The organism is Bradyrhizobium sp. CCBAU 051011 (assembly GCF_009930815.1).
Taxonomy (GTDB): Bacteria; Pseudomonadota; Alphaproteobacteria; order Rhizobiales; family Xanthobacteraceae; genus Bradyrhizobium.
On the sequence record NZ_CP022222.1, the window covers coordinates 283,240 to 310,220 of the forward strand.

General features: G+C 62.6%; 23 protein-coding genes and 1 pseudogene. 13 read left to right on the top strand and 11 right to left on the bottom strand.

The features are described 5' to 3' along the window. Positions 1-11: 11 nt before the first annotated feature. The 7 genes and pseudogenes from ACH79_RS01400 to ACH79_RS01425 all read right to left on the bottom strand — a co-directional run bounded on the left by ACH79_RS01400 (position 12) and on the right by ACH79_RS01425 (position 9,811). Complete coding sequence (locus ACH79_RS01400; protein WP_161849415.1) at positions 12-1,313, bottom strand: MFS transporter; 1,302 nt, start codon at positions 1,311-1,313, stop codon at positions 12-14. 117 nt (positions 1,314-1,430) lie between these two features. Further along, positions 1,431-2,696, bottom strand: a complete 1,266-nt coding sequence (locus tag ACH79_RS01405; RefSeq protein ID WP_161849416.1) for a hypothetical protein — start codon at positions 2,694-2,696, stop codon at positions 1,431-1,433. Beyond that, positions 2,680-3,087, bottom strand: coding sequence for a hypothetical protein (locus ACH79_RS01410; protein ID WP_161849417.1), 408 nt, complete (start codon positions 3,085-3,087; stop codon positions 2,680-2,682). The genes ACH79_RS01405 and ACH79_RS01410 overlap by 17 nt, the downstream gene beginning before the upstream one ends. Positions 3,088-3,163: 76 nt before the next feature. Then, positions 3,164-6,265: an adenylate/guanylate cyclase domain-containing protein gene (locus tag ACH79_RS01415; protein ID WP_246738385.1), complete on the bottom strand. Its 3,102-nt coding sequence runs from the start codon at positions 6,263-6,265 to the stop codon at positions 3,164-3,166. Positions 6,266-6,376: 111 nt separating this feature from the next. Continuing rightward, positions 6,377-6,493, bottom strand: a pseudogene (locus ACH79_RS44980) (zinc ribbon domain-containing protein); the annotation flags it as partial. 193 nt (positions 6,494-6,686) lie between these two features. Continuing rightward, positions 6,687-7,664, bottom strand: coding sequence for a hydroxyacid dehydrogenase (locus ACH79_RS01420; protein WP_161849419.1), 978 nt, complete (start codon positions 7,662-7,664; stop codon positions 6,687-6,689). A gap of 101 nt (positions 7,665-7,765) precedes the next feature. Next, complete coding sequence (locus tag ACH79_RS01425; protein WP_161849420.1) at positions 7,766-9,811, bottom strand: adenylate/guanylate cyclase domain-containing protein; 2,046 nt, start codon at positions 9,809-9,811, stop codon at positions 7,766-7,768. Between the two features lie 198 nt (positions 9,812-10,009). On the opposite strand from ACH79_RS01425, the gene ACH79_RS01430 reads away from it, so the two are divergent. The 9 genes from ACH79_RS01430 (at position 10,010) to ACH79_RS01470 (ending at position 17,912) form a co-directional block, all read left to right on the top strand. Beyond that, positions 10,010-10,741, top strand: coding sequence for a cytochrome c biogenesis CcdA family protein (locus tag ACH79_RS01430; RefSeq protein WP_161849421.1), 732 nt, complete (start codon positions 10,010-10,012; stop codon positions 10,739-10,741). Positions 10,742-10,878: 137 nt separating this feature from the next. Then, a complete protein-coding gene (locus ACH79_RS01435) occupies positions 10,879-11,358 on the top strand; it encodes a DoxX family protein (protein ID WP_202639160.1) in 480 nt (159 codons plus the stop codon). Between the two features lie 74 nt (positions 11,359-11,432). Continuing rightward, positions 11,433-13,217 carry a thioredoxin domain-containing protein gene (locus ACH79_RS01440; RefSeq protein WP_161849422.1) on the top strand — a complete coding sequence of 595 codons (1,785 nt, stop codon included), beginning with the start codon at positions 11,433-11,435 and terminating at the stop codon, positions 13,215-13,217. 399 nt (positions 13,218-13,616) lie between these two features. Continuing rightward, complete coding sequence (locus tag ACH79_RS01445) at positions 13,617-13,880, top strand: hypothetical protein (RefSeq protein WP_202639161.1); 264 nt, start codon at positions 13,617-13,619, stop codon at positions 13,878-13,880. 193 nt (positions 13,881-14,073) lie between these two features. Then, positions 14,074-14,331, top strand: a complete 258-nt coding sequence (locus ACH79_RS01450) for a hypothetical protein (protein ID WP_161849423.1) — start codon at positions 14,074-14,076, stop codon at positions 14,329-14,331. Between the two features lie 101 nt (positions 14,332-14,432). Continuing rightward, positions 14,433-15,338, top strand: coding sequence for a DUF692 domain-containing protein (locus ACH79_RS01455; protein WP_161849424.1), 906 nt, complete (start codon positions 14,433-14,435; stop codon positions 15,336-15,338). Further along, positions 15,335-16,120 (top strand): DNA-binding domain-containing protein, encoded by a 786-nt coding sequence (locus ACH79_RS01460; protein ID WP_161849425.1) that lies wholly within the window; start codon positions 15,335-15,337, stop codon positions 16,118-16,120. Before ACH79_RS01455 ends, ACH79_RS01460 begins: the two co-directional genes overlap by 4 nt. Before the next feature lie 17 nt (positions 16,121-16,137). Further along, positions 16,138-16,926 (top strand): creatininase family protein, encoded by a 789-nt coding sequence (locus ACH79_RS01465; RefSeq protein WP_161849426.1) that lies wholly within the window; start codon positions 16,138-16,140, stop codon positions 16,924-16,926. Beyond that, complete coding sequence (locus ACH79_RS01470; RefSeq protein ID WP_246738386.1) at positions 16,923-17,912, top strand: hypothetical protein; 990 nt, start codon at positions 16,923-16,925, stop codon at positions 17,910-17,912. Before ACH79_RS01465 ends, ACH79_RS01470 begins: the two co-directional genes overlap by 4 nt. Positions 17,913-17,970: 58 nt before the next feature. Here ACH79_RS01470 and ACH79_RS01475 read toward each other — a convergent pair whose 3' ends face one another. After that, positions 17,971-18,669, bottom strand: a complete 699-nt coding sequence (locus ACH79_RS01475; RefSeq protein ID WP_161849427.1) for an outer membrane protein — start codon at positions 18,667-18,669, stop codon at positions 17,971-17,973. 224 nt (positions 18,670-18,893) lie between these two features. After that, positions 18,894-20,288, bottom strand: a complete 1,395-nt coding sequence (locus ACH79_RS01480; protein ID WP_371419440.1) for an FAD-binding oxidoreductase — start codon at positions 20,286-20,288, stop codon at positions 18,894-18,896. Between the two features lie 106 nt (positions 20,289-20,394). Here ACH79_RS01480 and ACH79_RS01485 point away from each other — a divergent pair, with 106 nt between their 5' ends. Further along, positions 20,395-20,919 (top strand): thioesterase family protein, encoded by a 525-nt coding sequence (locus ACH79_RS01485; protein ID WP_161849429.1) that lies wholly within the window; start codon positions 20,395-20,397, stop codon positions 20,917-20,919. Positions 20,920-20,928: 9 nt separating this feature from the next. On the opposite strand, the gene ACH79_RS01490 is transcribed toward ACH79_RS01485, so the two are convergent. Next, positions 20,929-22,464 carry a helix-turn-helix domain-containing protein gene (locus ACH79_RS01490; RefSeq protein ID WP_161849430.1) on the bottom strand — a complete coding sequence of 512 codons (1,536 nt, stop codon included), beginning with the start codon at positions 22,462-22,464 and terminating at the stop codon, positions 20,929-20,931. Between the two features lie 163 nt (positions 22,465-22,627). On the opposite strand from ACH79_RS01490, the gene ACH79_RS01495 reads away from it, so the two are divergent. Both ACH79_RS01495 and ACH79_RS01500 read left to right on the top strand, forming a co-directional pair. Then, the gene (locus tag ACH79_RS01495) at positions 22,628-23,470 is read left to right on the top strand and encodes a class I SAM-dependent methyltransferase (protein ID WP_161849431.1); all 843 of its coding nucleotides are present in this window, start codon (positions 22,628-22,630) and stop codon (positions 23,468-23,470) included. 158 nt (positions 23,471-23,628) lie between these two features. Then, entirely contained in the window at positions 23,629-23,838 is a 210-nt protein-coding gene (locus ACH79_RS01500; RefSeq protein WP_161849432.1) for an alpha/beta fold hydrolase, read from the top strand. A gap of 34 nt (positions 23,839-23,872) precedes the next feature. On the opposite strand, the gene ACH79_RS01505 is transcribed toward ACH79_RS01500, so the two are convergent. Beyond that, positions 23,873-24,046 (bottom strand): DUF1328 domain-containing protein, encoded by a 174-nt coding sequence (locus tag ACH79_RS01505; protein WP_082650163.1) that lies wholly within the window; start codon positions 24,044-24,046, stop codon positions 23,873-23,875. Between the two features lie 290 nt (positions 24,047-24,336). Between ACH79_RS01505 and ACH79_RS01510 the strand changes: the two genes are divergently transcribed. Then, positions 24,337-26,955, top strand: coding sequence for an ATP-dependent helicase (locus ACH79_RS01510; RefSeq protein ID WP_161849433.1), 2,619 nt, complete (start codon positions 24,337-24,339; stop codon positions 26,953-26,955). Positions 26,956-26,981: the final 26 nt, after the last annotated feature.

Here is a 26,981-nt window from a genome sequence, read left to right on the forward strand (position 1 = left end):
TCTTCATCCTGCTAGCCCGCGCCACTCCTGATCGGCACCTTGTGCATTTGTCCCGCGACCGCCCTCACCTTGCCCGGCGATGCCTGCCAGATCGCGATCCCCGACAGGATGCTGACGGCAATGCCGATGGCAAAGGCTGGCGTATAGCTGCCTGAAAGATCGTAGAGCAGCCCGGTCGCCCATGGGCCTGCAGCGCCGCCTGCCAGCGCCGCCAGCATGATGGTGCCGAAAATGCTGCCATATTGCTTGCCCTGGAAGATTTCCAGCACCACCGCGCCCATGATCGAGGTCAGGCCATAGCCGAGCGCACCCTGGGTGAAGATCATGAGATAGACCAGCGGCAACACCGGCGCGAATTTCAAGGCGATCAGCGCCGCGAAGCAGATCGCGAAGCCGGCGCTACTGATGGCCCAGATCCATTCGCGCCCGATGCGGTCGGAAAGATGCCCGAGCCAGATCTGGCCGGGAATCCCGAGCAGGCTGACGACGCCGAGCGCCCAGACCGCCACGTTGGCGCTGAAGCCGATGTCGAGCAGGTATTTGGTCTGGTGGACCTGCACCGCGTACCAGATATACAGGCCCGAGAAGTAACCGATCGCGATCCACCAGAAACGTGCGGTGCGCAGCGCGCGGCGCAGCGTCCAGTCGGTGCCGGCCCAGACCGGATCGACCACGTTCGAAACGGGTACTGCCGATGTCGCCGACGGCGCGGCGTCGCCGTCCGGCAATAGTCCGATATCCTCGGGGCGCTTGCGCAGGAAAAGATTGATCGGCGCGAGCACGGCGAACACGAGGATGCCCATCGCGGTGCAGGCGGTGCGCCAGCCGGTCTGCTCGATCATGTGCTGCACCCACGGCAGCAAGGTCACCGAGCCGATGCCGACGCCGGCAAACGCGAGCCCCATGGCAAGCCCGCGGCGGCGAATGAACCAGTTCGGCAGAAACAGCGATTGCCCGGAATAGCCGAGGCACACGCTGCCCGCGCCGACCATCACGCCGATGGTGAGATAGAGATGCCAGGGCTGCGTCGTCAGCGGCGCCAGCAACAGCCCACCGCCCATCAGCGCAACACCGAGCTCCATCACCCCGCGCGGCCCGAAACGATCCATCATCCGCCCGATCAGCGGACTGACGCCCGCGGAAACCACGAAGCCGAACGAAAACGCGCCGGCGGTAACGCCGCGGTCCCAGCCGAACTCGCCGATGATCGGCGGAAAGAACAGCGAGAACGCCGTCCGCGCATTCACGCCGATCGCCATGGTGACAAACGTCACCACAACGATCAGCCAGCCGTAGAAGAAGGGGAGACGCATGGGTTACAATTCGGGTTGGTCCCGTTGACCGAATACACTCTGCGCTTACACCATCATTGGAAGGACAATGGTGACCGGTCCGTTGCCGGCGCGATCATGATTCGACAGGAAGAGTGATCACAATCTTATATTCGAACGGGCCCATTGCTTGAGTGTGTCGAGGGCCGCGATGTCCGGCAAGTCAAATATTTCCTGGCGGGACGATATTCCGAGGGGATCTATTTCGAGGGTCTCCTTGAAAAGGAACGCGGCCAAAAAATCCAAACCCAGTTTGCCGAAGCAAACGCCCGCCATGTACCGGCCGACTGAACTTGCTGGCGGACCCAACGTCGCCGCAACGACATATGCGTCGGCGGCCCGCCGCCAATTTTCCTGACGATAATGTACCTGACCAAGCTCGACCCAGGCCTTTGAATCGTATGGATCTATCCGCGTTAGCTCGGCCGCCCGCGCTGCTGCCAGGTCAAGATCATTCAGCCACAGCGCCTCCTTCGTCCGGCTCTCCAGAACTGCGTGCAGATTTTCTCGATAGAGAATCTCCTCCGCCGCGCTCGTCGGCGCCAGGTCCCGCGCCTGGTGTTCCGCAATGTCCATTGTCCTGATCATCGCTTCCTGGTCGCCGGCAGCTTGAGGGAGGAAGCCCATTCCGCGATGGAATCTGCTTTCAAGCAATCGTGCGGCAAATCCATTCTCGCCGTCCTTCACGGCGGCAAACGCGATCTCCAGCCGCTTGCTCCAATCATCGAGCTCCGCGAGGGGCGCGCGGGATTTGGCCTTCTGAACGAAGACCATTGCTGTTGCATTGAATCTTACCGCCCTGTCGGTCCGATCGTCGATCGCAATATTCTCAAAAGCCGACATGGTTTCGGATTCATAACCGGACGTTCGCTTTGGCAAATCGAGCATGAACTTTGCCGAGGCGCGGCAGAAAGCGAGTTGTGCCCCGCAGAGATCGGAAATGCTTGCACCTGACCAATCTACCGGGATGAGTTTGAGCAACGGCTCGTAGAAGCACATCGAGTGAAGCAGCATCGCCAACCGGCATTTGCGCGCCGACGAAAGCGTTGGCCAAAGCTCAAGGTCGTGACAAAGCTTGCGCCACCGATCAGTTCGCAGATCCTCGGCAAGGTCGCGGGGATCGTTGATTGCGTAAGGCGCGCCGGCCTGCTCCGCGAGCTGCATGCGGAAGCCGGGCGACAATGCACGTTGGGGAAGGAAGGAAGGGCTATCCAGATCGGCATTGGCTTGCCAACCGGCGTCAACCGATTTGGCATGGGTGGGGCCGACTTGGCACGGGCCCAGGTCAAGGTACGGACGAAGCAGCCAAGTGGAAAAGCGAGAGCCGAGGCGCTCGCCGGGTGCCTGGTTAGCCAAATCGTGCATGCAAGAGACCGCCGCAGGCGCGGCTCACATAATCGCCACTCTTCTTTTTCTTCTTCAGCCAGGCATGGTATTCGGCATTCAGCTTTTCAAACTCCGCGGCAAACTCCGGGACTTCCCTCCGGAAAATATCAATGGCCGGCTTGAGCTCCTTATACATGTGACATATCGGCGTAGCTTCGAAGATCTTGTCCTTGGTTCTGACACCGCGTATCAGAATCGCGATCGATTCCCATGTGACGCACAGGAGCTGAGCTGCCGCTTTCCCCTCCTTCGTCGCTCCAGGGGCGACCAAGGCGTCCGTACCTAGGTCGCGGCGCATCACTTCCGCCGCGTAGTAGTTGGAGTCGCTTCGCATTCTTTCGATACCAAGCAGAAGCTCATTCTGATCCATGGTGCCCCTCCAAATTGCTTTTGTACAAATGCCAAGCGCGAACGAAGCCTATCCCGACATCTCCAGCTTCACAAGCTCATCCCCAGAAACGCATTTCCATCGCCTCTGCCAGTGAATTTGAAATGCTGCGATGGTGCTCTGCATTCGATTTCTGATGGCTAAGATCGAACGCGTTGGCGAGCCCCTTATGGCAGTTCGCTTCCAGCGGCCGCATGCCTAATTCCTCAGCAAGCGTTACGCCTTGCGTGAGCCAATGCTTGGCATCACTGAGGTTTCCCCGATACAGATCCACCTCACCCAGCAACCGCAGTGAATAGGCTTCATTTGCCCGCTCCTCATGTTTGCGGGCCAGTTCGAGTGCTCGCGTGGCCGCCTTCAATGCGTCGCTCTCCCGGCCGAGCGAAAGGTAAGCCTCACTGACGTAAGCCAAGCGGAGCGAATGACGGGCGACGAAACCCTTGGATTCCGCAACCTCGATACTCTGCTCCAGAATTGGAATTCCCTCATTCGCCCGGCCGGCCAAAGCGAGGGCGTAACCAAAATGCAGCGCAACGTAGGCAAAGCCCACGGGACTATCTGCAAATGCGCCGGCTGCCAGCGCCCGCTCGAACGAGCGCAGGGCACGGCGCAAATTTCCCTGACGCAAGGCGACGACGCCGAGACCGAGATGCGCGTAACCGCAAGTGAAGGGATGATTCGCATTCTCTGCGATGCGAAGGGCGTCTTCGCCGACATTGAATGCTTCGGAAAATTGCCCGGTATCGGCCAAGCCCCAGGCGATAAAGCTGCGTGAGAACGCGGCCGGCAAGACGAACATTCCGAAACGCTGGCTGGCCAGGCCGCCTTCCAAATGGGCGGCGTTCCAACCGAAATGTTCGCGGGCTTTCTTGTAGTCTCCTCGGGTGTGGTGCGCGAGCCCGAGAGGCAAATTGGTCACGACCCGGAGCGGCAAATCCGCCTCCGCGACAGCGAGCGCCCGCTCTCCTGCCTCGATTGACTCCCTGTATCGGCCCAGCATCCAGAACTGTTCCGTCAAGTAGGACTGAACCCATCCGTTGCGCTGCCTGTCTCCGATCCGGTTTGCCAGCTCTTCCGCTTCGTTCAGACGAGCAGCAATTCGGTCGCGATCTCCGAGCGGTTGCAGCACATTGCGGATATCGAAACGGATATCGATCGCCTTCTGAATGGCCTCCTTGCTCTGCGGTAACCCAGCCAGCGCATCGAGCGCCTGCTCGAACAGGATTACAGCTTCGGGATAAGCTTCTCGATCCGCAGCCTTCGTTCCCGCTTGGCGCAGATACGTCACGGCCTTCTCCCGAAGCCCGCCACGTAGCGCATGATCGGCCAGGCGTTCGACCTGTTCTCCGATGCGGCCGGCATAAACCTTTTCTATCGCGACAACGACGCGCTGATGGATGTCGCGGCGCCGCTCGCTCCGCAGGCCTCCATAGGCGACGTCGTGAGTGAGCGCGTGCTTGAAGGAAAATTGAAGGTCAGGGAATAACTGGGTTGGAAACACAAATTCGGCCGTCTGCAAGCTGTTGAGAACGCCGCGAAGTTCGCTGTCGGGAAGACTGCTTATTTCTTTCAACAACGAGAGCGGAACGTCGTGTCCGATAACTGCCGCTTCCTGCAGCAGCCGCTTTTCGGCCTTTGCCAGCGCGTCGATACGTGCGGCGAGAACGGCTTGCACGGTGGGCGGTATTTCGTTTCCCGAAATCGGCTTGACCATCCTGTAGTTCTGTCGCGATCCCTCCAGAACCTTGCGGTCCACCAGCGTTCGAACCAGCTCCTCCACGAAGAACGGATTTCCGCCCGCGCGATCAAGGACAAAATTTTTGAGGTTTTCGAGTGCCGGATCCGATCCGAGAAGTGTATGCAGAAGTGTGGTGAGACTTTCGCTCGGAAGCGGCTCCAGCCGCAGATTGCGGTAATTCGGCCGCCCCTTCCAGCCGTCACTGAATTCCGGACGGTAGGTTACCAACAGCAACAAGCGCGCATCACGTGCATTGACGACGATTTCGTTCAGAAGACCCAGGGTAAGAGAATCGTTCCAGTGCAAATCCTCGAACACGGCGACGACGGGCTGCACATGGTTTTCGCGCAACAGCAATCTGGTAATTGCCTGGTATGTGTGCTGTCGGTGCTGCAGCGGATCCAGTGATTGGAACGGATGACCTGAATCCAAAGCGTCCAGCAGATCGAGCAGCGGCGGAATTACATCCTGCAGCGACGGATCGAGCGCCAGGATCTTTTCCGTCACCTTCTCGCGGATCGATTTGGCGTTGTCGCGTTGGCTGATCTTGAAGTAGTAATGCCTGAGCAATTCGATCACCGGCAGATACGATGCCGCATGGCCGTATGAAGCCGAATTTGTTTCGAGGACCAGGCAGTCTTCGGTCCGGGACGAATGAACGAATTCATGAACCAGGCGCGACTTGCCCATGCCGGGCTCGCCGACAACTGCCACGACCTGACCATGACCGCCGCGTGCATGATCCAGCGCCTTGGTGAGTTGTTGCATTTCGAGTTCGCGACCGACAAAAGGCGTCAACCCGCGCGAGGCGGCCGCCTGCAATTTTGTCCGCTCAAAGCCCCCTTCGGTGATCTCGAAGACTTCAACCGGATGCGCCAGTCCCTTTATCGTCATCTCGCCAAGCGATTTCGCTTCGACGTATCCTTCAACGAGGCGAATGGTGTCGGCAGCAGCGAGCACGGAACCCGGCATCGCCATTTGCTCCATGCGGGATGCCAAGTGGGCGGTCTGTCCCACAACCGTGTAGTCCATGTAGAGATCATTGTTGATTGAGGAGACGACGATCTCTCCGGAGTTGATCCCGACCCGGACGGTTATCGGTGCGCCATGAACCCGGCGGACCTCCTCCGCATAACGGGCAATCGTCTGCTGCATTCTGAGGGCTGCATAACATGCGCGCACCGCATGATCTTCATGCGCGAGCGGAGCTCCGAATAGCGCCATGATGCCGTCGCCCATGACCCGGTTCACCATGCCCTCATAATGATGGACGGCTTCGAGCATGAGATCGAGAACCGGATCGAGAAGCTTCTGTGCTTCCTCAGGGTCGCGGTCCGCTATGATCTTGAAGGACCCGACGATGTCGGCAAATAGCACGGTGACTTGTTTGCGTTCGCCTTCGAGATCGCGTTTCGTCGTCATTATCCTGACGGCGAGATGCTTTGGGGTATAGTTGTCAGGTGACAGGAAGCGGTTTACCGCTCGATGTTCTTCGTCAAGTCCAATTGGGTGGGCGCATTGGGAACAGAATTTGGCTCCCGGTGACACCAAGCTACCGCAATTGGGACAGCCGCGCTCAAAAGGAGCGGCACATTGCTCGCAGAACTTCGCTTCAGGCCGATTGTCGTGTTCGCACCTGGGGCACTTCATCTGAACCGTCAAGCTAAGCGGTTAGTACGCGGCGCAATATCCTACTTCGCCAAACCGCCTACAACAACCGGGAAGCGCAATCGCTTGCGCATGCCGACCATGCTTCGACTGGTCGCGACGCTTGTCGAGCCTACAGGCCGCTACTGTAGTCCCGTGGACGTTGAGAGGCAACATAGATGCTATCTTAACGGATTTACCCCCGCCGCTTCCAACGTTCGGCATTGACCGCGCCGGCCGGCACCTCTCCCGCAACAATCGCCTCGACCTGCTTCACCGTCTCCAGCGCCTGGCTCTCGATCGCCGGCGGCGTCAGGCCGCCGATGTGTGGCGTGGCGATGACGTTCGGCAGTTTGGCGAGCTCCGGCGACGGCATCTGGTCCAGCGCGCGGCCGACATCCATCGCGGCGCCGGCGATGCGGTTGTCGCGCAATGCCGCCGCCAACGCCGCCTCGTCGACGAGATTGCCGCGCGACAGATTGATGAAGAAGGCATGCGGCTGCATGCGCGCCAGCGCCGCCTGCCCGATCAGGTTTTCGGTTTGCTCGTTGGCTATCGCGAGGCAGACGACGTAGTCGGCGCGCGCCAGCAGATCGTCGAGCGGCACATGCCGGATGTCGGCGTCGCTGACGGCGGCATAAGGATCGGCGACCATGATCTCCATGCCCAGCACCTTGGCGATGTCGGCGAGGTAACGGCCGATGCTGCCATAGCCGATGATGCCGAGCCGGCTGCCGGCCAGTTGCCGGCCCATGATGATTTCGGGTTTGCGGGCGGCATGATAGTCGGCGGTGGCGCGTGATACGCCGCGCGACAGGTCGACCATGAGGCCGAGCGCAAGCTCGGCGACCGACTGGACGAAGCCGGGTCCGGCCCGCGTGACGAGGACACCGGCCACGGAAGCGGCGTCGACATCGATATTGCGGATATCAACGGCACAACGGACGAAGGCGCGCAGTTTTGGAAGTTTTGGAAATATCTCGCCCGGTCCCGCGGTGAGGCGGTCGGCGACGATGATATCGACGTCATCAGCCGCCGCGATCAGGCCGGCGGCGTCGAGCGCATCGTTTGCTTCATGCAGCTTCACCTGCGCGACGGCCTGCAGCCCGGCAAGGCTGCGCGCACCGTAATACTGGGCGCGAGACTGCGGCGTATGGGTCAACAGCACTTTCAATTCGGAACGGCTTCTCTATCAATTGCCAATGGATGTAGCTCCAAGGCCGGCACATCTATGGCCAAACGGCGTCCCGGGGCAAGGCGGCAAGGCCGCATCGTCTACTTGCTCCGCGCGACCGTCGTGCCGTCCCAATCCTCGCCGGTGGGATTTTCAACCTGCTGGCGGCAGCGTTCGATCATCAGGGATGAGGCGGCATCGTCCTTGCGGACCTCCAGCGCCTTCTCGAAGCCATCGATCGCGGCCATGAAGTCGCCCGCGCGCCAGGCAGCGAGGCCGGCCTCATAGGAAGTTACCCAATCGAGCTTGCCGTCAAACTCACCGGCCATCCCAAGCAATTCATAGATCTGCAGTCCACCTGCGCGGCCATAGACCGCCAGCCGGTCGAGCTCGCGGACCACGACGCTCTTCCCCGCGAGCCTTCGCGTCTCGGGTCCGATGATGATCGTGGAGCCGTACGTCTTGTTGGTGCTTTCCAGGCGGCTCGCGATATTCACGGCATCGCCGATCACGGTGTAGTTCAGCCGCACTTCCGACCCGATATTGCCGACCAGCATGTCGCCGGAATTGATGCCTATGCGGATCCTGACGCTCTGGCCGTGGTCATCGACGAGACCGGCCTCCTCCACCGCAAGCCGGCACGCCAGCGCGGCGCGGCAGCAATCGACGGCGTGATCGGGATTGGGCGATGGCGCACCCCAGAACGCCATCACGGCATCGCCGATGAATTTGTCGATGGTGCCGTTCTGATTTTGAATCTGCGCCGAAACGCAGTCGAAATAGCGCGACAGCAGTGGAATGATGCGGTCGCCGAGCCGCTCCGACATGCCGGTGAAGCCGGCGAGATCGATGAACATCACGCTCATCGGCCGCACCGCGCCGCCCAGCCGCGCGCCGTTGCCGTCGCTGATCAGGCGCTTGACGAGGTCGGCGGGAATGTATTTGCGAAACGCCGCCAGTCCCTGCGCCATGTCGCCGATCGCGCCCGAAAGATTGCCGATCTCGGTCAATCGCGACGGATGCCGTTGCACCTTGTCGAGATCGAAGCGCTCGACATGCCTGATCTCGTTGACCACCTTGATCAGGGGCGCTGCGATCAGACGCTGGGCGAGCCAGGCCGACAATAGCCCGGCAAAGACGATCAGCACCGCAAGGCCGATCAGCAAGTTCCGGATCGTCATCTGGACCGGTCCGAGAAATTCCGATTCCGGCACCACGGTCACCAGCGACCAGCCTGGAAAGGAAATTGGCGTGATCACCGCCTGATAGGCCTTGCCGTCCCGCGTCACCGTCGTATTGAACGGCTGCCCTTCGCCGGGTTCGTAGGCGCTGCCGGCGTTTCGGATTGCCTCGACCGCGACCGGAAACAGCGGATGATCGGTCTTCAGCGCCACCAGTTCGCTGGCATCGGGATCGGGCGAGGCCACCACCTTGCCGTCCCGTTCGAGAATGAAGGCGCCTGCCGATTTGCCGACCGTGAGCTGCGACAGGAAATTCGAGACGCGGGTCAGCTCGATGATGATGGCGACGACGCCGGCCGGCTTCTTGTCGATCTCGACCGGCGCCGAGAAAGCCGCCGCCAGCCGTTCGCCGCGCGGATGCGTCGTCAGCGTCGACCAGTGTTCGTCATTGGTCTCCCTGACGACCCGAAACCATTGCTGCTCCGTCAGGGAATAGTCGGTGTCTTCGAACCAGCTTGCCTTGAGCTTCAGATCGTCGCCGACGAATTCGTAGCGATTGATGCGCATGTTGCGGTCGGGCGTGATCTCGAGCATCTCGATGACGTTGTTGCCGAGTTTGTGCCCGGCAAAGAACGATCCGTCCGGCCATCCGAACGCTACCCAGGAGATGGTCGGCTGCGACAGCAATTGCGACCGGAATACGACTTCGCGTTTCCGGGCATCGCGTGGGTCGAACACTTTTTCGGCCAGCAGCGTCCGCACCGCCATCATCGACGACCGCGCCTCCGTCGTGACCGACTGCAATTCGTCGCCCACTGCCGAAACGATCTGGTCGTTGATGGTGTTGGCGAGCGTCTGGCTGACCTGGTGAGCCGTGCGCCACCACAACAAATGCACGCCGACGGCGCTGACGACGATGGACGTCAGCACGAGGGCTGAAATGGCGGTGCGGATGCCGAGGCGCATGCGGGGGTCCTGTTCGCGGGCCGTTACCGGCCTTACGAGACCATACCAGCGCCTGTTTCAGCCGCGAGGCCATTTCGGCGCCCTGGACACGGCTCTGTGACCGCAGTTGAGCCGTAATGACGACGAAACTTCGCGATTGGCTGTTCCGTACATGTCAGGACGGCGCTATGCCTTGTGGCAATTCTCGAAGGTCATGCAATGCACGATGTTTCCATCCCGGCGGCCCTGATTGCCGGTCTCGTCAGCTTCCTGTCTCCTTGCGTTCTGCCGCTGGTGCCGCCCTATCTGATCTATCTCACCGGCGCGACCATCGAGCATGTCGCCAATGACGGACCGACGCAGGCCTCCAAGCGCGCGGTGATGGCTTCGGCGCTGATGTTCGTGCTTGGCTTTTCCACCGTGTTCGTGGCGCTCGGCGCCAGCGCCTCGCTGATCGGCAGCCTGATCCGCGCCTGGTCGGCAGAGCTTTCGATCCTGGCCGGCATCGTGATCATCATCATGGGGCTGCATTTCCTCGGCCTGACCCGGATCGGGCTGCTGATGCGCGAGGGCCGGATGCAGATGCCGAAGCCGGTCGGGCTGTGGGGCGCCTATGCCATGGGGCTCGCCTTTGCGTTCGGCTGGACGCCCTGCATCGGCCCCATTCTGGCGGCGATCCTGTCGATCGCAGCGGCCGAGGCCACCGTCGCCAAGGGCGCGGGCCTGCTGGCGGTCTATTCCGCCGGGCTTGGAATCCCGTTCCTGCTGGCGGCCTTCATGATCGAACAGTTCTCCTCCCTTTTTGCGCGGATGAAGCGGCATCTCGGCAAGGTCGAGCAGGCCATGGGCGTCCTGATGGTCATCACCGGCATCGGCTTCCTGACCGGCGCCGTTTCCAGCATCAGCATCTGGCTGCTCGAGACTTTCCCGGCCCTGCAAAATTTCGGCTGAGGCTCCGTAACAAGCGGGCGGTCGCCTGCGAACCTGCTGTCGGAGCCGGATTTCGCGCGGCACTTTCGAGCGCGCCGGATTGACGGAGACTGCAGGCCGGCGGCCCCGTCACGACAAATACTTAGAGGGGAGGTCGCATGAATTTTATCATCAATCTTCTTGTCCTGTTACCCGCTCAGATCGCGTCACATTTTTCCTGGGCCGGTCCGCTGATCATGCGGCTGATCGTCGGTTACACCTTCATGCTGGCCGGCTGGGGCAAGCTCAACAACCTGACGCAGGTGACCGAAAACTTTATCGGCTGGGGCATACCGTTTCCTGGGATACTCACCCCCTTCGTGGCTGGCGTCGAATTTTTCGGCGGCGCGATGCTGATCGTCGGCCTGTTCACACGCATTCCGGCCGCAATGCTGGCGGTGGTCATGGTCGTCGCCATCAGGTCGGCAAAATGGGGCGATGTCGATTCACTGGAGACGCTGCTCGGCTTCGAGGAGGCGACCTACTTCGCCGCCTTCATGTGGCTCGCCATCGCAGGTCCCGGCGCCGCCTCTCTGGATCGGCTGCTGGTGAATGCCAGCGGTCACCGCGACCCGTCGAAGACGCTCACAATGCCGTGACATCGGCGAAAGGCTGAGCCCGGATCCTGCCGCCTGCGTATCTCGAAAAAACGCCAGCGCTTCCGGGAGCCATCATGAAATTCGTCCGCATTGTCGCCTTCGTCCTCGCCGCCTTTGCCGCCTCTCCGTCGCTCGCCGCGGACGGGCCGAAATGGAGCGAATGGAGCGGCGATTTGTTCGCTCGCGCGCAGGCCGAACAGCGTTTCGTCATCCTCGATCTCGAGGCGGTGTGGTGCCACTGGTGCCATGTGATGGAGAAGACGACCTACGCCGATCCCAAGGTTAGGGAATTACTGGCGGAAAAGTATCTGCCGGTGCGGGTCGACCAGGACGCCAATCCAGACCTGTCGAGCCGCTATGGCGACTGGGGATGGCCGGCGACCATCGTGTTCGGCCCTGATGGCACCGAGATCGCCAAGATCAGGGGATACATCGAGCCGGAACGAATGCAGGCGCTGCTCAAGGCGATCATCGATGATCCCACGCCGGGGCCGTCGGTCGGCGAAGCCTTTGAGGTGAAGCCATCCGGCTCCGCCTTCCTCGACAAGGAGCAGCGCGCCGCGCTGACAAAGAATGTCGACGAATCCTATGAAGAAAAGCTCGGCGGCTGGGGCGAGAACCAGAAATACATCGACGCCGACAGCTTGGATCTGGCGATCACCCGCGCCGAGGCCGGCGACACCATTGCGGCCAAGCGTGCCCGGCAGACGCTGGATGCCGCCATTGCGCTGATCGATCCGGTCTGGGGCGGCGTATACCAGTATTCCGAAGGCGGCTCCTGGACCCGCGTGCATTTCGAAAAGATCATGTCGTTCCAGGCGCAGTATCTCAGGCAATACAGCCAGGCCTACGCGCTGTGGAAGGATCCGAAATACCTTGCCGCCGCACGCAATATCGAACGCTATCTCGCGCAATTTCTGACGAGCCCCGAGGGTGCGTTCTATGTCAGCCAGGACGCCGATCTCGATCACGATACCGACGGTCATAAATACTACGCGCTGTCGGACCGCGAGCGCCGCAAGCTCGGCATGCCGCGCATCGACAAGAACCTGTACGCACGCGAAAACGGCTGGGCGATCTCGGGGCTTTCGGCTTATTACAACGTCACCAACGACGCCAAGGCGCTGGCGATCGCCGAGCGCGCGGCGAAATGGGTGATCGAAAACCGTGCACTGCCGGAAGGCGGCTTCCGCCATGGCGAAAAGGATCGCGGCGGGCCGTTCATCGGCGACACGCTGGCGATGGGCCAGGCCTTCCTCGATCTCTATGCTGCCACGGGAAATCGCGACTGGCTCACATCAGCCGCGAAGGCTGGCGATTTCGTCGCAACCTTCCGGGACGAGGCCGGCGGCTTCGTGACCTCGAAGACCGCGGAAGGCAAGACCGGCGTGCTCGCCAAGCCTGCGAAGCTGATCGAAGACCAGGTGCAGGTCGCAAGGTTCATGAACCTGCTCAACCGCTACTTCGGCGTTGATGCCTATCGCGAGCAGGCCGCACACGCGATGCGTTATCTTGCCAGCGCCTCGGCCGGGATGATGCGTCCCATGCCCGGCGTTCTGCTCGCCGACGAAGAACTCGCGGTGGAGCCGACCCACATGACGATCGTCGGACACAAGGACGACGCCCGCGCGAAAAGCCTGCATGCCCTGGCCCGCGCGCTGCCGGCCCGCTACAAGCGCCTGGAATGGCTTGATCCGCGCGAGGGTAAGCTGCCCAACCCGGACGTGGAGTATCCCGATCTCGGCGAACCCGCGGCCTTCGCCTGCAGCAACCGGATCTGCTCGTTTCCGTCCTTCAATGCCGAGGAGTTGCGCGCAACGGTCGCGCAGATGGCGAAGCTGAAGCCGGCGCGCGGATAGGCCGACCGAATTCCATTGTGCAATGCAACTCAGCGCGCGTCACGCCTAATCTCGCGCATCACGCCTAATCTGTTGAAGCGCGGCGCTTTCTGCGCGGCGCGCTCGCAGAGAGCGCAGCGCGCCAACGAAATACTCTCAGGCTGCTCGGGGTTAGAGATCCACGGAATGTCCAACCGCAAAAAAAGAAAATTTTCTTTTGAAACTCTGTAACCAAATCGCCTGATGCCCCGTAGCTGGTTTTCGGATGCGCACTCGGTCACGGACGCTTGACGGTTTCCAGCAAGCAACCCGCGACCCGATTGCCGTCCGTCACATCGCTTGCGTTGTGAGGGTCCGTGATCGGGCGATCAGCGGATGCTTGCGGCGTGTTGTCTTCAAACAATGATCGAGGAGATCGTCATGAAGTTGAATTCCAAATCCGGTGCGACGCTCGCCGCTGCCGCCGCCACGCTGTTCCTCGCCGGCTCGGTGGTGTCGACGGTGTCGACGCCTGCGAACGCGGCCCAGGGCAAGTGCATGGCCGGCAATGCCTGCAAGGGCCAGAGCGCCTGCAAGGGCTCGGCCAACGCCTGCAAGGGCCAGAACGCCTGCAAGGGCACCGGTTTCTCGATGACCTCCGAGAAGGCTTGCGCCGCCCAGGGCGCCAAGTTCGTCAAGGGTTGATCGAACGGACCAGATACCAGGAGGGCTCGGCGCTGCCGGGCCCTCATTGTTTCGGCCCCGCGGCTAAAATAAAATCGGCCCCGGGTGTAACAAAATTCAAACCCGCTGCGTAGCTCTCTCCGGGTGCCGTTTGTCGGCTGGAGCTGTCGCTGCTTGCGGGCGGTGCACCCTCACATTTCCTATGGAGGATACAATGAAGATGACTCCCAAGTCCGGCGCCGTACTGGCCGCAGCCGCTGCTACTCTGTTCCTGGCCGGCACCACCGTGTCGACCGTGACCTACGCTGCCGGCGAGGGCAAGTGCGTCGGCGCCAATGCCTGCAAGGGCCAGAGCGCCTGCAAGGGCAGCGCAAACGCCTGCAAGGGCCAGAACGCCTGCAAGGGTCAGGGCTTCTCGGCCATGACCAAGGAAAAGTGCGACGCCGCCAAGGGTAAGTTCATGCCGTCCTAGGTCATGATCCCCGTCGAGGCCCGGTGTAGGCCGGGCCTCGCATCCATGCTAGGTTGAAAGACACGCCGCCCCGTTTGGCTGCCCGTTCGAGCGGAGACGAGATGAACGTCGCAAGCAGATTGCCAGACACTTCTGCGGCCGCGCTTGCAGACGGTCCGGCGACATCGGCCAAGCCGCCCTTCCTCGGCTTCGGCCTCGGCCTGCGCCACCAGCATTACGACGAAATTCTCAGCGGTAATCCGCCGATCGACTGGTTCGAGGTCATCAGCGAAAACTACATGCTGCCCGGCGGCCAGCCGCTGCGCACGCTGGACCGGATCTGCGAACGCTATCCTGTGGTGATGCACGGCGTGTCGATGTCGATCGCCTCCACCGCACCGCCGAATTTCGAATATCTGCAAGGCTTGAAGGATCTCGCCAAGCGCGTCGAACCGAAATGGGTGTCGGACCATCTGTGCTGGACCGGCGTGCACGGCAAGAACCTGCATGATCTCCTGCCGATTCCCTACACCAAGGAAGCGCTCGATCACGTCGTCAGCCGCGTGCAACTGGTGCAGGATTTTCTTGGCCGCGCCATCGTGCTCGAAAACGTCTCGACCTACGTGCAGTTCAACAATTCCGAAATGACGGAATGGGAATTTTTGTCCGAATTGTCGCGCCGCTCCGGATGCTGGCTGCTGTTCGACGTCAACAACGTCTATGTCAGCGCCTTCAACCACGGCTATGATCCCATGACCTTCCTCAACGGCATTCCGGCGGATCGGGTGGTGCAGTTTCACATGGCCGGCCACAGCCATATGGGCACCCATATCATCGACACCCACGACCATCCGGTGTGCGAGGACGTCTGGGATCTCTATGCCGCGGCGCTGAAACGCTTCGGCCGGGTCTCGACCATGATCGAGCGCGACGACAACATTCCGCCGCTCGACGAACTTGTGCGCGAGGTTGTCAGGACCCGCAAAATGGCCGAGCAGATATTGCCGGCAGGCAGCCGCGCGGTATGAGCGATTTCGCCCGACAGCAGGCCGAATTCCAGCGCGGCATCCTCGATGGCGACGATGCGGTGCTGGCAGATATCCTCGACAGCCCGCGGGAGAAACGCGAGGCGCTGTTCGGGGTCTATCGCTACGCCTATGGCTCGCGGCTGGTCGAGGCCATGCGCAATGACCACGAGTTGCTGCATCTTTATCTCGGCGACGAAATGTTCGACGAGATGGGGCACGCTTACGTCAAGGCGCGCCCGTCCGAGCACCCGAACCTGCGCTGGTTCTCGCAAGGCCTGCCGGCGTTTTTGAAATCGACCGCGCCCTACGCCGAGCATCCCGAATTGTCCGATCTCGCCGCGCTGGAAAAGGCGCTCAACGACGCCTTCGACGCCGCGGAAGGCAGGGTCGTCGAGCTGAGCGACATGGCGGGCTTTGCGCCCGAAGCATGGTCGGGCCTCAGATTCCAGCCGCATCCAAGTGCATCCAGGCTAGACCTCGCGACCAACGCATCTGCGATCTGGCTCGCGCTCAAGAACGAGGAAACGCCGCCCGACGCGGTCGGACTGGAGCGACCTGCGCATCTCCTGATCTGGCGCCAGGACGTCACGCCGATGTTCCGCGAGCTTTCGGCGGAAGAGGCGATGATGTGGGATGAGGCCAAGAACGGTATTCCATTCGGCGTGCTCTGCGAAATGCTCGCGACCTATGACGATCCCGACAGCGCGGCGGGCCGCGGCGCGGGCTATCTGCACGGCTGGATCACGGCGGGACTTTTGACGGATGTTTCCGTCGGCTCATGAAGAGGAGCGCTCGGCGAATGGGAAGTGACACCGATCGCCATTTCATCGAGCGCATGCATTGGGACGATGTCGCGCGGCGCATCGGTGATGGCGCGGTGGCGATATTGCCGATTGGCGCTGCCGCCAAGCAGCACGGCTTCCACCTCCCCCTCAATACCGATCGCATTCAGGCCGAATGGCTCGCAGCCAGGATGGCGGAAAAAATCGACGCTCTGGTCTGGCCGACGCTGACCTATGGCCATTATCCCGCCTTCACCGACTATGCCGGCAGCAGCAGCCTGTCGATTTCAACCTTCGAGGCCTTTGTACGCGAAATTGCAGGCCAGATTCTTGGCAGCGGCTGCCCAAAGCTGCTCGTGCTCAATACCGGGATCAGCACCCTGGCCCCTGTCGATCGCGCCCTCGGGCGCCTCGACGGCGAACGGATCAGGCATTTATGGATCCATGAGGGTCCGCGCTATCCGCGCGTGGCGAGGCAATTGGCCGAGCAAGGCCATGGCAGCCATGCGGACGAGTTGGAAACCTCGCTGATGCTGGCGATGGCGCCGCATCTCGTTGACATGGCGCGCGCCGAAGCCAGCCCCGCTTTGATCCAGGAGACGCCGGGCGCATTGACCCCGTCTGATCCGAATTCGCCGAACTACAGCCGCTCCGGCTGCTATGGCGATCCGACGCGGGCGACAGCGGCCAAGGGCGAAGCCTTGCTCGCCGCCATCCTTGACGACCTCCACGAACAGGCCGCCGCGTTCATGGCGCAAGGGCCCGGCGAGCACCATTCGGCCGGGGCCCAAGCCGTGCTGCGATGAAGGCCGACGGCGCTCTTCGCTGGAGCGTTGCGGCCGCTGTCATCGCCGCGATGCTGGCAGGCACCGTTTCGTTCCGCGCCGCCGCGCAATCGGAATATATGCGCGGCGACCGCATGCCGTACGACGCGTTCGAGCGGCTGCCCCGGACCGACCTCGAGATAGGCGGCGGCACCATCCGTGTCGCGTTCGCGCCGGGCGACATGGCGCTACCGAGGGAAAAACTCCTCGACTGGATCAGGATGTCGGCCCGGGCCGTCTCGACCTATTACGGGCGTTTTCCCGTCAACTCGCTGCGGCTGCTGCTCGTGCCCGTCGATGGCGGGCGCATTCGCGGCGGCACGACCTGGGGCTATCGCGGCGCCGCCATTCGCATTCCGCTCGGCCGCGATTCCACCGAGGACGTGCTGCGGCGTGACTGGGTGATGGTGCACGAGATGGTGCATACCGCCCTGCCCGACATGCCCGCCCGCTACGCGTGGCTATCGGAGGGTCTCGCCGTCTATGTCGAGCCGGTCGCGCGGGTGCAGGCCGGCGACCTCTCCGCGCAGGAAATCTGGCAGGCGATGATGCGCGACATGCCGAAGGGCCTGCCGCAGGCCGGCGATGAGGGCCTCGACAACACTCCCACCTGGGGACGGAAATATTGGGGCGGCGCGATGTTCTGCCTGCTCGCCGATATCGAAATCCGCAAAGTGACGGGTAATCGCCTCGGCCTGCAGGACGCCATGCGCGGCGTGCTCGCCGCCGGCGGCAATCACGAGCAGAGCTGGCCGATCGAGCGCATTCTTGCAACAGCCGACAAGGCCGTCGGCGTCGACGTGCTGACGCGTCTGCACAACGAGATGGGACCGAAGCCGGTGACGCCGGACCTTGCTGCGCTCTGGCGCGATCTCGGATTGAGGCGGATTGGCGAAGATATTGAATTCGACGACACCGCACCACTCGCCGCGATCCGCAAGGCGATCACCGCGCCGCACCGACCATAATGCATTTGAGAAGGATGATCCGGCCGCCGATCGCCGCCGGATCACCTTGAGCGGAGTATCAGAACCGATAACTGGCGCCGACGCGCACGAGGTGCATCTCGTTGCGGAATTCAGTTCGCGTGCGGTCCCGGCTGGACAGCGTCACGCTGCCATAATCGGCGTAGAGATATTCGCCGCGCCCGACGAAATGCTTGGTAAAGGCATACTCGATGCCGGCGCCCGCGATCAGCCCGGCCTTGACCTGTTCGTCCCAGATCATTTCCTGCACGGTGTCGCAACCCTTCTGCACCGTATAGCGATAGCCATTGCCGATGCTGGCCACGCCGACACCGACGGCGCCGTACGCCAGCAGGCGGTCGAACGCGTAGCCGGCACGCAGGCGAGCCGCACCGAACGCGCCGAAGCTCGATAGCAAGGCGCTGTCGCCAAAGATCAGTTCGTCCCGTGACGAGGAGGACTTGCCCCACTCGAACTCGCCGCCGATCACGAACCGGTTGGCAAACTGGTAGTTGTAGCCGCCATAGACGCCCACCGCGAAGCCGCTCGCCTGCCCCTCCGCATGACGACACGCACCGTTTCGGCAGTAGTGGGCAGCCCATGCCGCATACCCGCCACCGCCATAGATGCCGGCATAAAATCCGGTCCAGTTGTAGTGAGGCGAAGGCAGGTCCGGAACACGGATTTCGGCAGCCTTCGCCGCCGGACCTGCCAGTAAAAAGCCGCAAGCGGCAACAATCCCCCAGGAAACAAAACGCATCAACGCACCTCATCACGCACGCACACGCAACACATGTTGCGGAACCAAGCTGAAGAGGGCAGTTCAGGCGCGACGATGTTTAAGTCAGGCGGCGCCGTGTTGAAACGAGGCTATGTTTGGAACCAAACTGAGACGGCCGCCACAATGTACAACCTGTGAGCGAAGAACGTCATTGCAGGACTTCGACCGCCACCTGCGGTTTCAACGCGAAGGTGGCGGGCAGTCTAGTTCACCGGCACGATCTTGCCGGGATTGAAAATGTTCTGCGGATCGAGCGCCTGCTTCAGCGCGCGCATGGCGTCGATCGCCTCGGGGCCGAGCTCGGCCTTTAGGTATTTCTGCTTGCCCTGCCCGATGCCGTGCTCGCCGGTGCAGGTGCCGCCCATCGCCTGCGCCCGCTCGACCAGGCGGTGCATGAAGTCCTCGCCGCGCGCCATTTCTTCCTTATTGTCGACGTCGCAGACCAACGAGCAGTGGAAATTGCCGTCGCCGACATGGCCGACGATCGGCGACAAGAGACCGAGCCGCTTCAGATCGTCCTCGGTCTCGGTGACGCAATCGGCGAGCCTGGAGATCGGCACGCAGACGTCGGTTGCCACCACGCCGGCGCCGGGGCGCAGCGCCTTGACGGACCAGTAAGCGTCATGCCGGGCCTGCCACAGCTTGGTGCGGTCCTCCGGCTTGGTGGTCCAGGTGAAATCGCCACCGCCGCATTCCTTGGCGATTTCGCCAAAGTTCTTCGACTGTTCGGCGACCTCGATCTCGCTGCCGTGGAATTCCAGCAGCAACAGCGGCGTCTCCGGCAGGGTGAGCTTGGAATAGGCATTGCAGGCCCGCACCTGCTCGGCGTTGAGCAGTTCGATCCGCGCCAGCGGAATGCCGGTCTGAATCGCGAGAATGGTCGCCTGGCAGGCGCCGCGCACGGTTTCGAACGAGCAGGCGGCGGCCGCAATCGTCTCGGGAATACCGCGCAGCTTGATGGTGAGCTCCGAGATGATGCCGAGCGTGCCCTCGGCGCCGACAAACAGATGCGTCAGGTCATAGCCGGCGGCGGATTTCTTCGCCCGCGTGCCGGTCGTGATGATCTCGCCATCGCCGCGCACCACTTTCAGCGCCAGCACGTTTTCACGGATGGTGCCGTAGCGCACCGCGTTGGTGCCGGAGGCCCGGGTCGAGGTCATGCCGCCGAGCGAGGCGTCTGCGCCGGGATCGATGGGGAAGAACAATCCCTGGTCGCGCAGATGTTCGTTCAGTGCCTTGCGGGTGACGCCGGGCTGGATCACGCAATCGAGATCCTCGGCATGGACTTCGAGAATCCGGTTCATGTCGCGCAAATCGATGCAGACGCCGCCGGCGGGCGCGTTGACCTGCCCTTCCAGCGAGGTGCCGGTGCCGAAGGCGATCACGGGAACACGGTGCCTGGCGCAGATCCGCACCACGTCTTGGATGTCGGCGGTTTCTTCCGCCATCACCACCGCATCCGGCGGCTGCGTCGGCAGCCATGTTGTGGTGTGGGCGTGCTGCTCGCGCACCGCCTGCGAGGTGATCAGCCTGTTGCCGAACCGCGCCGCCAGCGCCTCGACCGCGCTTGCCAGCGCCTGCGGCTCCGGCCGCTTCATACTACCCGATATCGTCGTCGCCACGTCAAATTCCTCCGGATTTGAGCGGACCGTGGCAAAGGATATAAGGGGGGTCAAGAGCGCGAAAACAACCACGGGATCAATGATGACGACCGCTGCTGCCGCCGGGGAAAACCTGAAGAATATGCCGCTACCGCCCGTCCCGTTCCTGTCCTCGGTGATGCAGATCGAGCCGCAATGGATCGATTACAACGGCCACCTCAACATGGCCTATTACAATGTGATGATGGACCGCGCGATCGACGAAATGTGGCTGCAACTCGGGATCGGGCCGGCCTACATGAAGGAACGCCAGTGCTCGACCTTCACCGCCGAGGCCCATGTTCGCTATCTGCGCGAGATTCATCTCGGCGATCCCGTTCAGATTTCGGTTTATCTGTTAGGTAACGACGCGAAGCGGCTGCACACGTTCGAGGAACTGCGCCACGCGAGCGAAGGCTGGCTGTCCGCGACGTCGGAAAACATGACGCTGCATATGGACATGAAGCAGCGGAAGGTGGCGCCCTTCCCGCCCGATATTCGCGCGCGCATCGATGCCGTCGCCGCTTCTCATGCCGTCGTGCCGCGGCCCGAGGGTATCGGGCGCAAGGTCGCGATGCCGCCGAAATAGCGGAAACCTTCAGGCTGGCAGCCCGGCCTCCTGCAGGGCGCCGACCACCAGTTCGCACTGGCTTGGCGGCAGTGGCGGCATGCCGCGCTGAACTTCCGTGACCGTGAGATCGGGATAATGCTGCCGCAGGGCGCCGAGGCTGCGGCGGGCCTGCGGCGCCTGCCCGGCGAGCACATAGGCCGGGCACAGCGTGCGATGCACCCAGCTTGCGGAGGGATGTTCCGCCAACGCACGCTCCTGCCACTGCGCGCCTTCGGCGTATTGACCGGCGATGAACAGCGCGCAGCCGATCCCGACCATGCTGTTGAAGGCCAGCGGATCGTGGGGCGCGAGATCAAGCGCGATCTTGAAGCGCTCGATCGCCGATTGCGGATCGCCCTTGTAGACATCGATCCATCCGCTGCGGCTCCATGCCCAGGCCGATCCGCCGTCCATCGCCAGCGCCTTGCGCGTGACGAGATCGGCGGTATCGAACTCGTTGAGCAGCGACAGCGCGTTGCCGAGGATCGCCAGTACGGTGGCTTCGCCGGATAGCCCCCTCGCCCGGCTGGTCAGTTCGAGGCTGCGGGCGCGCTCTTGCTGCGGCGCATGGGTGAAGTGATAGACCACGCGCTGGACATGCGCCCACGCCGCCAGCGCGGTGGCCAGCGGGTGGTTCGGGTTCTGATCCATCGCGCGCTCCAGCAAATCCAGCGCGCGCGCATTGCCATTGGCATCGAGCGAGAGAACGCCCGGCATCGCCCGCAGCGCTAGGTCCTGCGCGCCGAGGCTGGTGATCGGCTTTCGCAGCGCGCGGTCGATCTCCGCCAGCCGCAGGCATGGCTGCAGCGCCGCAGCAATCCTGATAGCGAGATGTTCCGTCGTTGACGTATCGTCGCGAAGGACACCGTCCGCGCGATGGGCCCAGAGCTGACCGCCGGTTTCGGTGTCGATCAGGCGGATGGTCAGGTGCGTCTGCGCGCCCGATCCCCTGATCGCGCCGCCGAGATGATAGCGCGCCGCCATTGACCGCGTTGCGACCGCGATGCCGGCGCGGGTCAATGCGGTGACGAGATCGTCGGCGATGTCAGCCGCGACAGCCAGATTTTCCGCCGTCGCCTCGATCGGACCGAAGGCGATTGCCGGCCGCTCCCGCGTCGGCACAAACAGCGAGGGCATTGCGCCGAGCGCGTCGGTGAGGACCTCCTGCCGCTTCAGCGTCTGCGACGGCGTCTCGCCATAGCGACGCCGATAGGCGATCGAGAATCGCCCGAAATGCGGGAAGCCGCAGCGCAGCGACACGTCCATTATCTTGGTGTGCGGCGTTCCCTGCAGCAGTTCGCGTCGGGCGCATTCGAGCCCGATCTCGCGCAGCACCGCGCGCGGGGTGTTGCCGACAAAGGTAAGGAACTGCCGCTGCAAGGTTCGGGCGGATACGCCGGCGATAGCGGCAAGCTCCGTCAGCCGCCAAGTGTGGCCGATATTGGCACGCATCGCATCCAGCGCACGCCTGACGCCGCGCGGCAGCGGTGACGTCACCGTTGAAACGTCCTGGCTGGCAATCATCCGCAACTCCGAAGGCCCCTGGTGGTGAGTCCTGGGAGCAGCGGAAAGGTTCACGTTCGGGATAGCCGTGTCGCGAACTGGATAGGTATCGGGCGGCCCTGGGGACTAATCCGGCAGCACGCTGAAATCGGAAAAATCCACCGTCCCAAGAGGAGAAAATGACATGGCAACAACCGCCGCCGCCCAAGCCCAGCAACCCGGCCAGATCGACCTTTCCGCCCTGAAAACCAAGCAGCACGGCGCCTGGTCATCAGGCGATTACGCCGTCGTCGGTACCACGCTGCAGATCGTGGGCGAGGAGCTGTGCGAGACGCTCGACCTCCGGGCCGGCCAGAAGGTGCTCGACGTCGCCGCCGGCAACGGCAATGTCACGCTCGCCGCGGCCCGCCGCTGGTGCGACGTCATGTCCACGGACTATGTGCCGAGCCTGCTCGAGCGCGGCCGCGCGCGTGCCGCGGCGGAAGGCCTGTCGGTCCAGTTCAAGGAGGCGGATGCGGAAGCCTTGGATTTTGGCGATGCGACGTTCGACGTCGTCGTCTCGACCTTCGGCGTAATGTTCACGCCGGACCAGGACCGCGCCGCTGCCGAATTGCTGCGGGTGTGCAAGAGCGGCGGCAAGATCGGGCTCGCCAACTGGACACCGGATGGCTTTATCGGGCAGCTGTTCAAGACGCTCGGCAAGTACCTGCCGCCGCCTGCCGGCGCGAAATCGCCCGCGCTGTGGGGCACGCAGGCGCGCATCACCGAGATGTTCGGAACATCAGCTGCCTCGATCAAGGCCGAGAAGCGGCACTTCACGTTCCGCTACCGCTCGCCGCTGCATTTTCTCGACGTGTTCAGGAATTACTACGGCCCGACGCTGAAAGCCTTTGCCGCGCTTGATGAAACCAACCAGCGCCGTCTCGCCGACGATATCCTGACGCTGATCGCGTCGATGAACCGCGCCGAGGACGGCACCATGGTGCTTCCAAGCGAATATCTGGAAATCGTCATCGTCAAACGCTGACGGATTCAATCGTGACGCGGCGGCCCAGGCCGCCGCGATTGCTGCGTTCGCAAGGAGTTTGAGATGATTTTCGAGACCCTTGGCCCGATCGACTACCACGAAAGCGGAACTGGCCCGACAGTGGTACTCGTGCCGGGATCGTGCAGCACCGGCTCGGTGTGCCTACGCTGGTCGTTTGGGGAGAAGCCAGCCATCCGGCTGTGGGCCGGGCGAATGATCTGCTGGGCCGCTGTATCCCGGGCGCCGACCGCGCGACGATTGCCGGCGCGGCACATTTCATGATCGCGACGCACCCGAAGCCATTTGCGGACCTGGTCTCCTGCCACGTCAGGGAGTCCAGTCTCGAACTGGCCACTGCCGCGCGCTAGCTTGCGCGCGGCAGTGTGCTTTGGGTTGCGCCTGCTAGACGTTGCTACGTCCGCGCACCAATCCGACCACGGCCGAGATCAGAAACAGGATCACGGCGATGAAGAAGATGGCCTTGGCGATTTCGACGGAGACGCCGGCGATGCCGCCGAAGCCCAGAACACCCGCGATCAACGCGATGATCAGAAACGTTACGACCCAGCTCAGCATGATATGACCTCAATTGCCTGTTGCTCTCTCGACGGCGGCGGCTGAATCGTCGCGCATCGACTGTTGAAACAATCCGCCCCGGAAACGATGGTTCCGGCCGCAAAAATCCCGAAATTTGACGATTTCGGCGGAACAAAATCATCCTCGAAGCACAAAATCGGGCGCGGAAAAGCGCCGCGATAAAACCTGTCAAAACGGCCGGACAGGCCCCATATGACCCGCAATCCCTGCTAAGAAGGCTCCCCTTTACCGCCTCACGGTGCCATCGTGGGGCCGAGACGATTCGACCAATGACCGAGCCGAGCAAACTGCCGCATCACGGCGTCCCCGAGCACCAGCCCGTGGCTGGCGGCATCGCCGCGCGTGCGCGGGCCGCGGCCGGCCCGCAATATCTCAACGGGCTCAATCCGGAACAGCGCGAAGCTGTTGAGACGCTCGATGGGCCGGTTCTGGTACTGGCCGGCGCCGGCACCGGGAAGACCCGCGTGCTGACCACGCGCATCGCTCACATCCTGAGCCAGGGCCGCGCGCGCCCGCATGAAATCCTCTCCGTGACCTTCACCAACAAGGCCGCGCGCGAGATGAAGCTGCGCCTCGGCCAGATGCTCGGCCAGGCCGTGGAGGGCATGCCGTGGCTCGGCACCTTCCACTCGATCGGCGGGCGCATCCTGCGCTTCCACGCCGAACTGGTGCAGCTCAAATCGAATTTCACCGTGCTTGATGTCGACGATCAGGTCCGCCTGCTCAAGCAGTTGCTGCAGGCCGAGAACATCGACGACAAGCGCTGGCCGGCGCGCATGCTGGCCGGGCTGATCGACGGCTGGAAGAACCGTGGCCTGACGCCTTCGCAGGTGCCATCAGGCGAAGCCGCGATGTTCGGCAACGGCAAGGGTGGCAAGCTCTACGCCACGTACCAGGAGCGGCTGAAGATTCTCAACGCTGCCGATTTCGGCGATCTGCTGTTGGAGAACATCCGGCTGTTCCGCGAAAACCCTGACGTGCTCAGGCAATACCAGAACCGCTTCAAGTTCATTCTGGTCGACGAATATCAGGACACCAACGTCGCGCAATATCTGTGGCTGCGGCTATTGTCGCAGGCGCCGTCGCGACCGGGCGTGCCGCTGTCGGCGATCATTCCGGGAGCCCTTGATTCCCCGGTCATTCCGGGGCGCGTCGAAGACGCGAACCCGGAATCTCGAGGTGAAGAGGACTCAACTCGAGATTCCGGGTCTGCGCTTTCAGCGCATCCCGGAATGACGACCGCTGCGGCCCCCACCTCACCCCCCAAAAACATCTGCTGCGTCGGCGACGATGACCAGTCGATCTATGGCTGGCGCGGCGCGGAAGTCGATAACATCCTGCGCTTCGAGCACGATTTTCCTGGCGCAAAAGTCATCCGGCTCGAACGCAATTACCGGTCCACCGGTCATATCCTCGCCGCCGCCTCGCATTTGATCGCGCACAATGAAGGCCGGCTCGGCAAGACGCTGCGTACCGAGGACGTCGACGGCGAGAAGGTTACGGTGACCGGCTCCTGGGACTCGGAAGAAGAAGCCCGCGCCATCGGCGAGGAGATCGAGGAATTGCAGCGCGCCGGCGACAACCTCAACGAGGTCGCGATCCTGGTGCGGGCCTCGTTCCAGATGCGCGAGTTCGAAGATCGTTTTGTCACCCTCGGCCTGCCCTATCGCGTGATCGGCGGCCCGCGGTTCTACGAGCGCGCCGAAATCCGCGACGCGCTGGCTTACCTGCGCGTGATCAATTCGCCCGCCGACGATCTCGCCTTCGAGCGCATCGTCAACGTCCCGAAGCGCGGGCTTGGCGACGCCACCGTGCAGTTGCTGCACGACCATGCCCGCAAGCGCCGCATCCCGCTGTTCGAGGCCGCCCGCGCCGTGGTCGAGACCGACGAATTGAAGCCGAAGGCGCGCGGGAGCTTGCGCGAGCTCATTCTGCAGTTCGACCGCTGGCGCGCCCAGCGCGAGGTCACCGCGCACACGGAGCTGGCCGAAATCGTGCTGGACGAGAGCGGCTATACCGAGATGTGGCAAAAGGACCGCTCGGCCGACGCGGCAGGCCGTCTGGACAATTTGAAGGAACTCGTGCGCTCGATGGAAGAGTTCGAGAACCTGCAGGGATTCCTCGAACACATCTCGCTGGTGATGGACCGCGACGGTGGTGCCGAAGACGAAGCGGTGTCGCTGATGACGCTGCATTCGGCCAAGGGCTTGGAGTTCGACAACGTCTTCCTGCCCGGCTGGGAGGAAGGCCTTTTTCCAAGCCAGCGCACGCTCGACGAACAGGGCCGCGCCGGTCTCGAAGAGGAACGTCGCCTCGCCCATGTCGGCCTGACGCGCGCGCGCCGCCGCGCCAAACTCTATTTCGCGACCAACCGGCGCATTCACGGCACGTGGTCAACCACGATCCCCTCTCGCTTCCTCGACGAACTGCCGTCGGCCAATGTCGAGATCACGGAATCGAAGGGCGGCGGCTGGGGCGGCAGCGGCGGCTACGGCCCCTCGCGCTTCGACAATGTCGAATCCTTCGGCTCCAGCTACTCCACGCCCGGCTGGCAGCGCGCGCAGGCCAACCGCAACCGCAGCCAGACAGGCCGCAGCGGGCAGGCGCGCGGCGGGTTTGAGGAAAGCCAGTCGTCATTTTCAGGCTCGCGCAGCGATGCCTTCTCAAGTGGCGGATACTCGCGCAACAAGCGCGGCCCGATGGTGATCGAAGGTGAGCTGGTCGCGAAATCGACTGGCACCGTCTCGGAATTCTCGCTTGACGATCGCGTATTCCACCAGAAGTTCGGTTACGGCCATGTGGTGAAGATCGACGGCAACAAGCTGACGATTGCGTTCGAGAAGGCCGGCGAGAAGAAGGTGGTCGATAGTTTCGTCGAGCGGGTATAGGGGCAGCTATACTGACTTGCCGCTGC

Excerpts from the sequence above, each read along its gene's own strand:
- ACH79_RS01470 (WP_246738386.1), top strand. The coding sequence starts at position 16,923 with ATGAAGGCCGACGGCGCTCTTCGCTGGAGCGTTGCGGCCGCTGTCATC.
- ACH79_RS01465 (WP_161849426.1), top strand. The coding sequence starts at position 16,138 with ATGGGAAGTGACACCGATCGCCATTTCATCGAGCGCATGCATTGGGAC.
- ACH79_RS01435 (WP_202639160.1), top strand. The coding sequence starts at position 10,879 with ATGAATTTTATCATCAATCTTCTTGTCCTGTTACCCGCTCAGATCGCG.
- ACH79_RS01505 (WP_082650163.1), bottom strand. The coding sequence starts at position 24,046 with ATGCTGAGCTGGGTCGTAACGTTTCTGATCATCGCGTTGATCGCGGGT.
- ACH79_RS01415 (WP_246738385.1), bottom strand. The coding sequence starts at position 6,265 with ATGACGACGAAACGCGATCTCGAAGGCGAACGCAAACAAGTCACCGTG.
- ACH79_RS01400 (WP_161849415.1), bottom strand. The coding sequence starts at position 1,313 with ATGCGTCTCCCCTTCTTCTACGGCTGGCTGATCGTTGTGGTGACGTTT.
- ACH79_RS01495 (WP_161849431.1), top strand. The coding sequence starts at position 22,628 with ATGGCAACAACCGCCGCCGCCCAAGCCCAGCAACCCGGCCAGATCGAC.
- ACH79_RS01430 (WP_161849421.1), top strand. The coding sequence starts at position 10,010 with ATGCACGATGTTTCCATCCCGGCGGCCCTGATTGCCGGTCTCGTCAGC.
- ACH79_RS01425 (WP_161849420.1), bottom strand. The coding sequence starts at position 9,811 with ATGCGCCTCGGCATCCGCACCGCCATTTCAGCCCTCGTGCTGACGTCC.
- ACH79_RS01410 (WP_161849417.1), bottom strand. The coding sequence starts at position 3,087 with ATGGATCAGAATGAGCTTCTGCTTGGTATCGAAAGAATGCGAAGCGAC.
- ACH79_RS01450 (WP_161849423.1), top strand. The coding sequence starts at position 14,074 with ATGAAGATGACTCCCAAGTCCGGCGCCGTACTGGCCGCAGCCGCTGCT.
- ACH79_RS01490 (WP_161849430.1), bottom strand. The coding sequence starts at position 22,464 with ATGATTGCCAGCCAGGACGTTTCAACGGTGACGTCACCGCTGCCGCGC.
- ACH79_RS01510 (WP_161849433.1), top strand. The coding sequence starts at position 24,337 with ATGACCGAGCCGAGCAAACTGCCGCATCACGGCGTCCCCGAGCACCAG.
- ACH79_RS01440 (WP_161849422.1), top strand. The coding sequence starts at position 11,433 with ATGAAATTCGTCCGCATTGTCGCCTTCGTCCTCGCCGCCTTTGCCGCC.
- ACH79_RS01475 (WP_161849427.1), bottom strand. The coding sequence starts at position 18,669 with ATGCGTTTTGTTTCCTGGGGGATTGTTGCCGCTTGCGGCTTTTTACTG.
- ACH79_RS01455 (WP_161849424.1), top strand. The coding sequence starts at position 14,433 with ATGAACGTCGCAAGCAGATTGCCAGACACTTCTGCGGCCGCGCTTGCA.
- ACH79_RS01405 (WP_161849416.1), bottom strand. The coding sequence starts at position 2,696 with ATGCACGATTTGGCTAACCAGGCACCCGGCGAGCGCCTCGGCTCTCGC.
- ACH79_RS01485 (WP_161849429.1), top strand. The coding sequence starts at position 20,395 with ATGACGACCGCTGCTGCCGCCGGGGAAAACCTGAAGAATATGCCGCTA.
- ACH79_RS01460 (WP_161849425.1), top strand. The coding sequence starts at position 15,335 with ATGAGCGATTTCGCCCGACAGCAGGCCGAATTCCAGCGCGGCATCCTC.
- ACH79_RS01480 (WP_371419440.1), bottom strand. The coding sequence starts at position 20,288 with ATGAAGCGGCCGGAGCCGCAGGCGCTGGCAAGCGCGGTCGAGGCGCTG.
- ACH79_RS01445 (WP_202639161.1), top strand. The coding sequence starts at position 13,617 with ATGAAGTTGAATTCCAAATCCGGTGCGACGCTCGCCGCTGCCGCCGCC.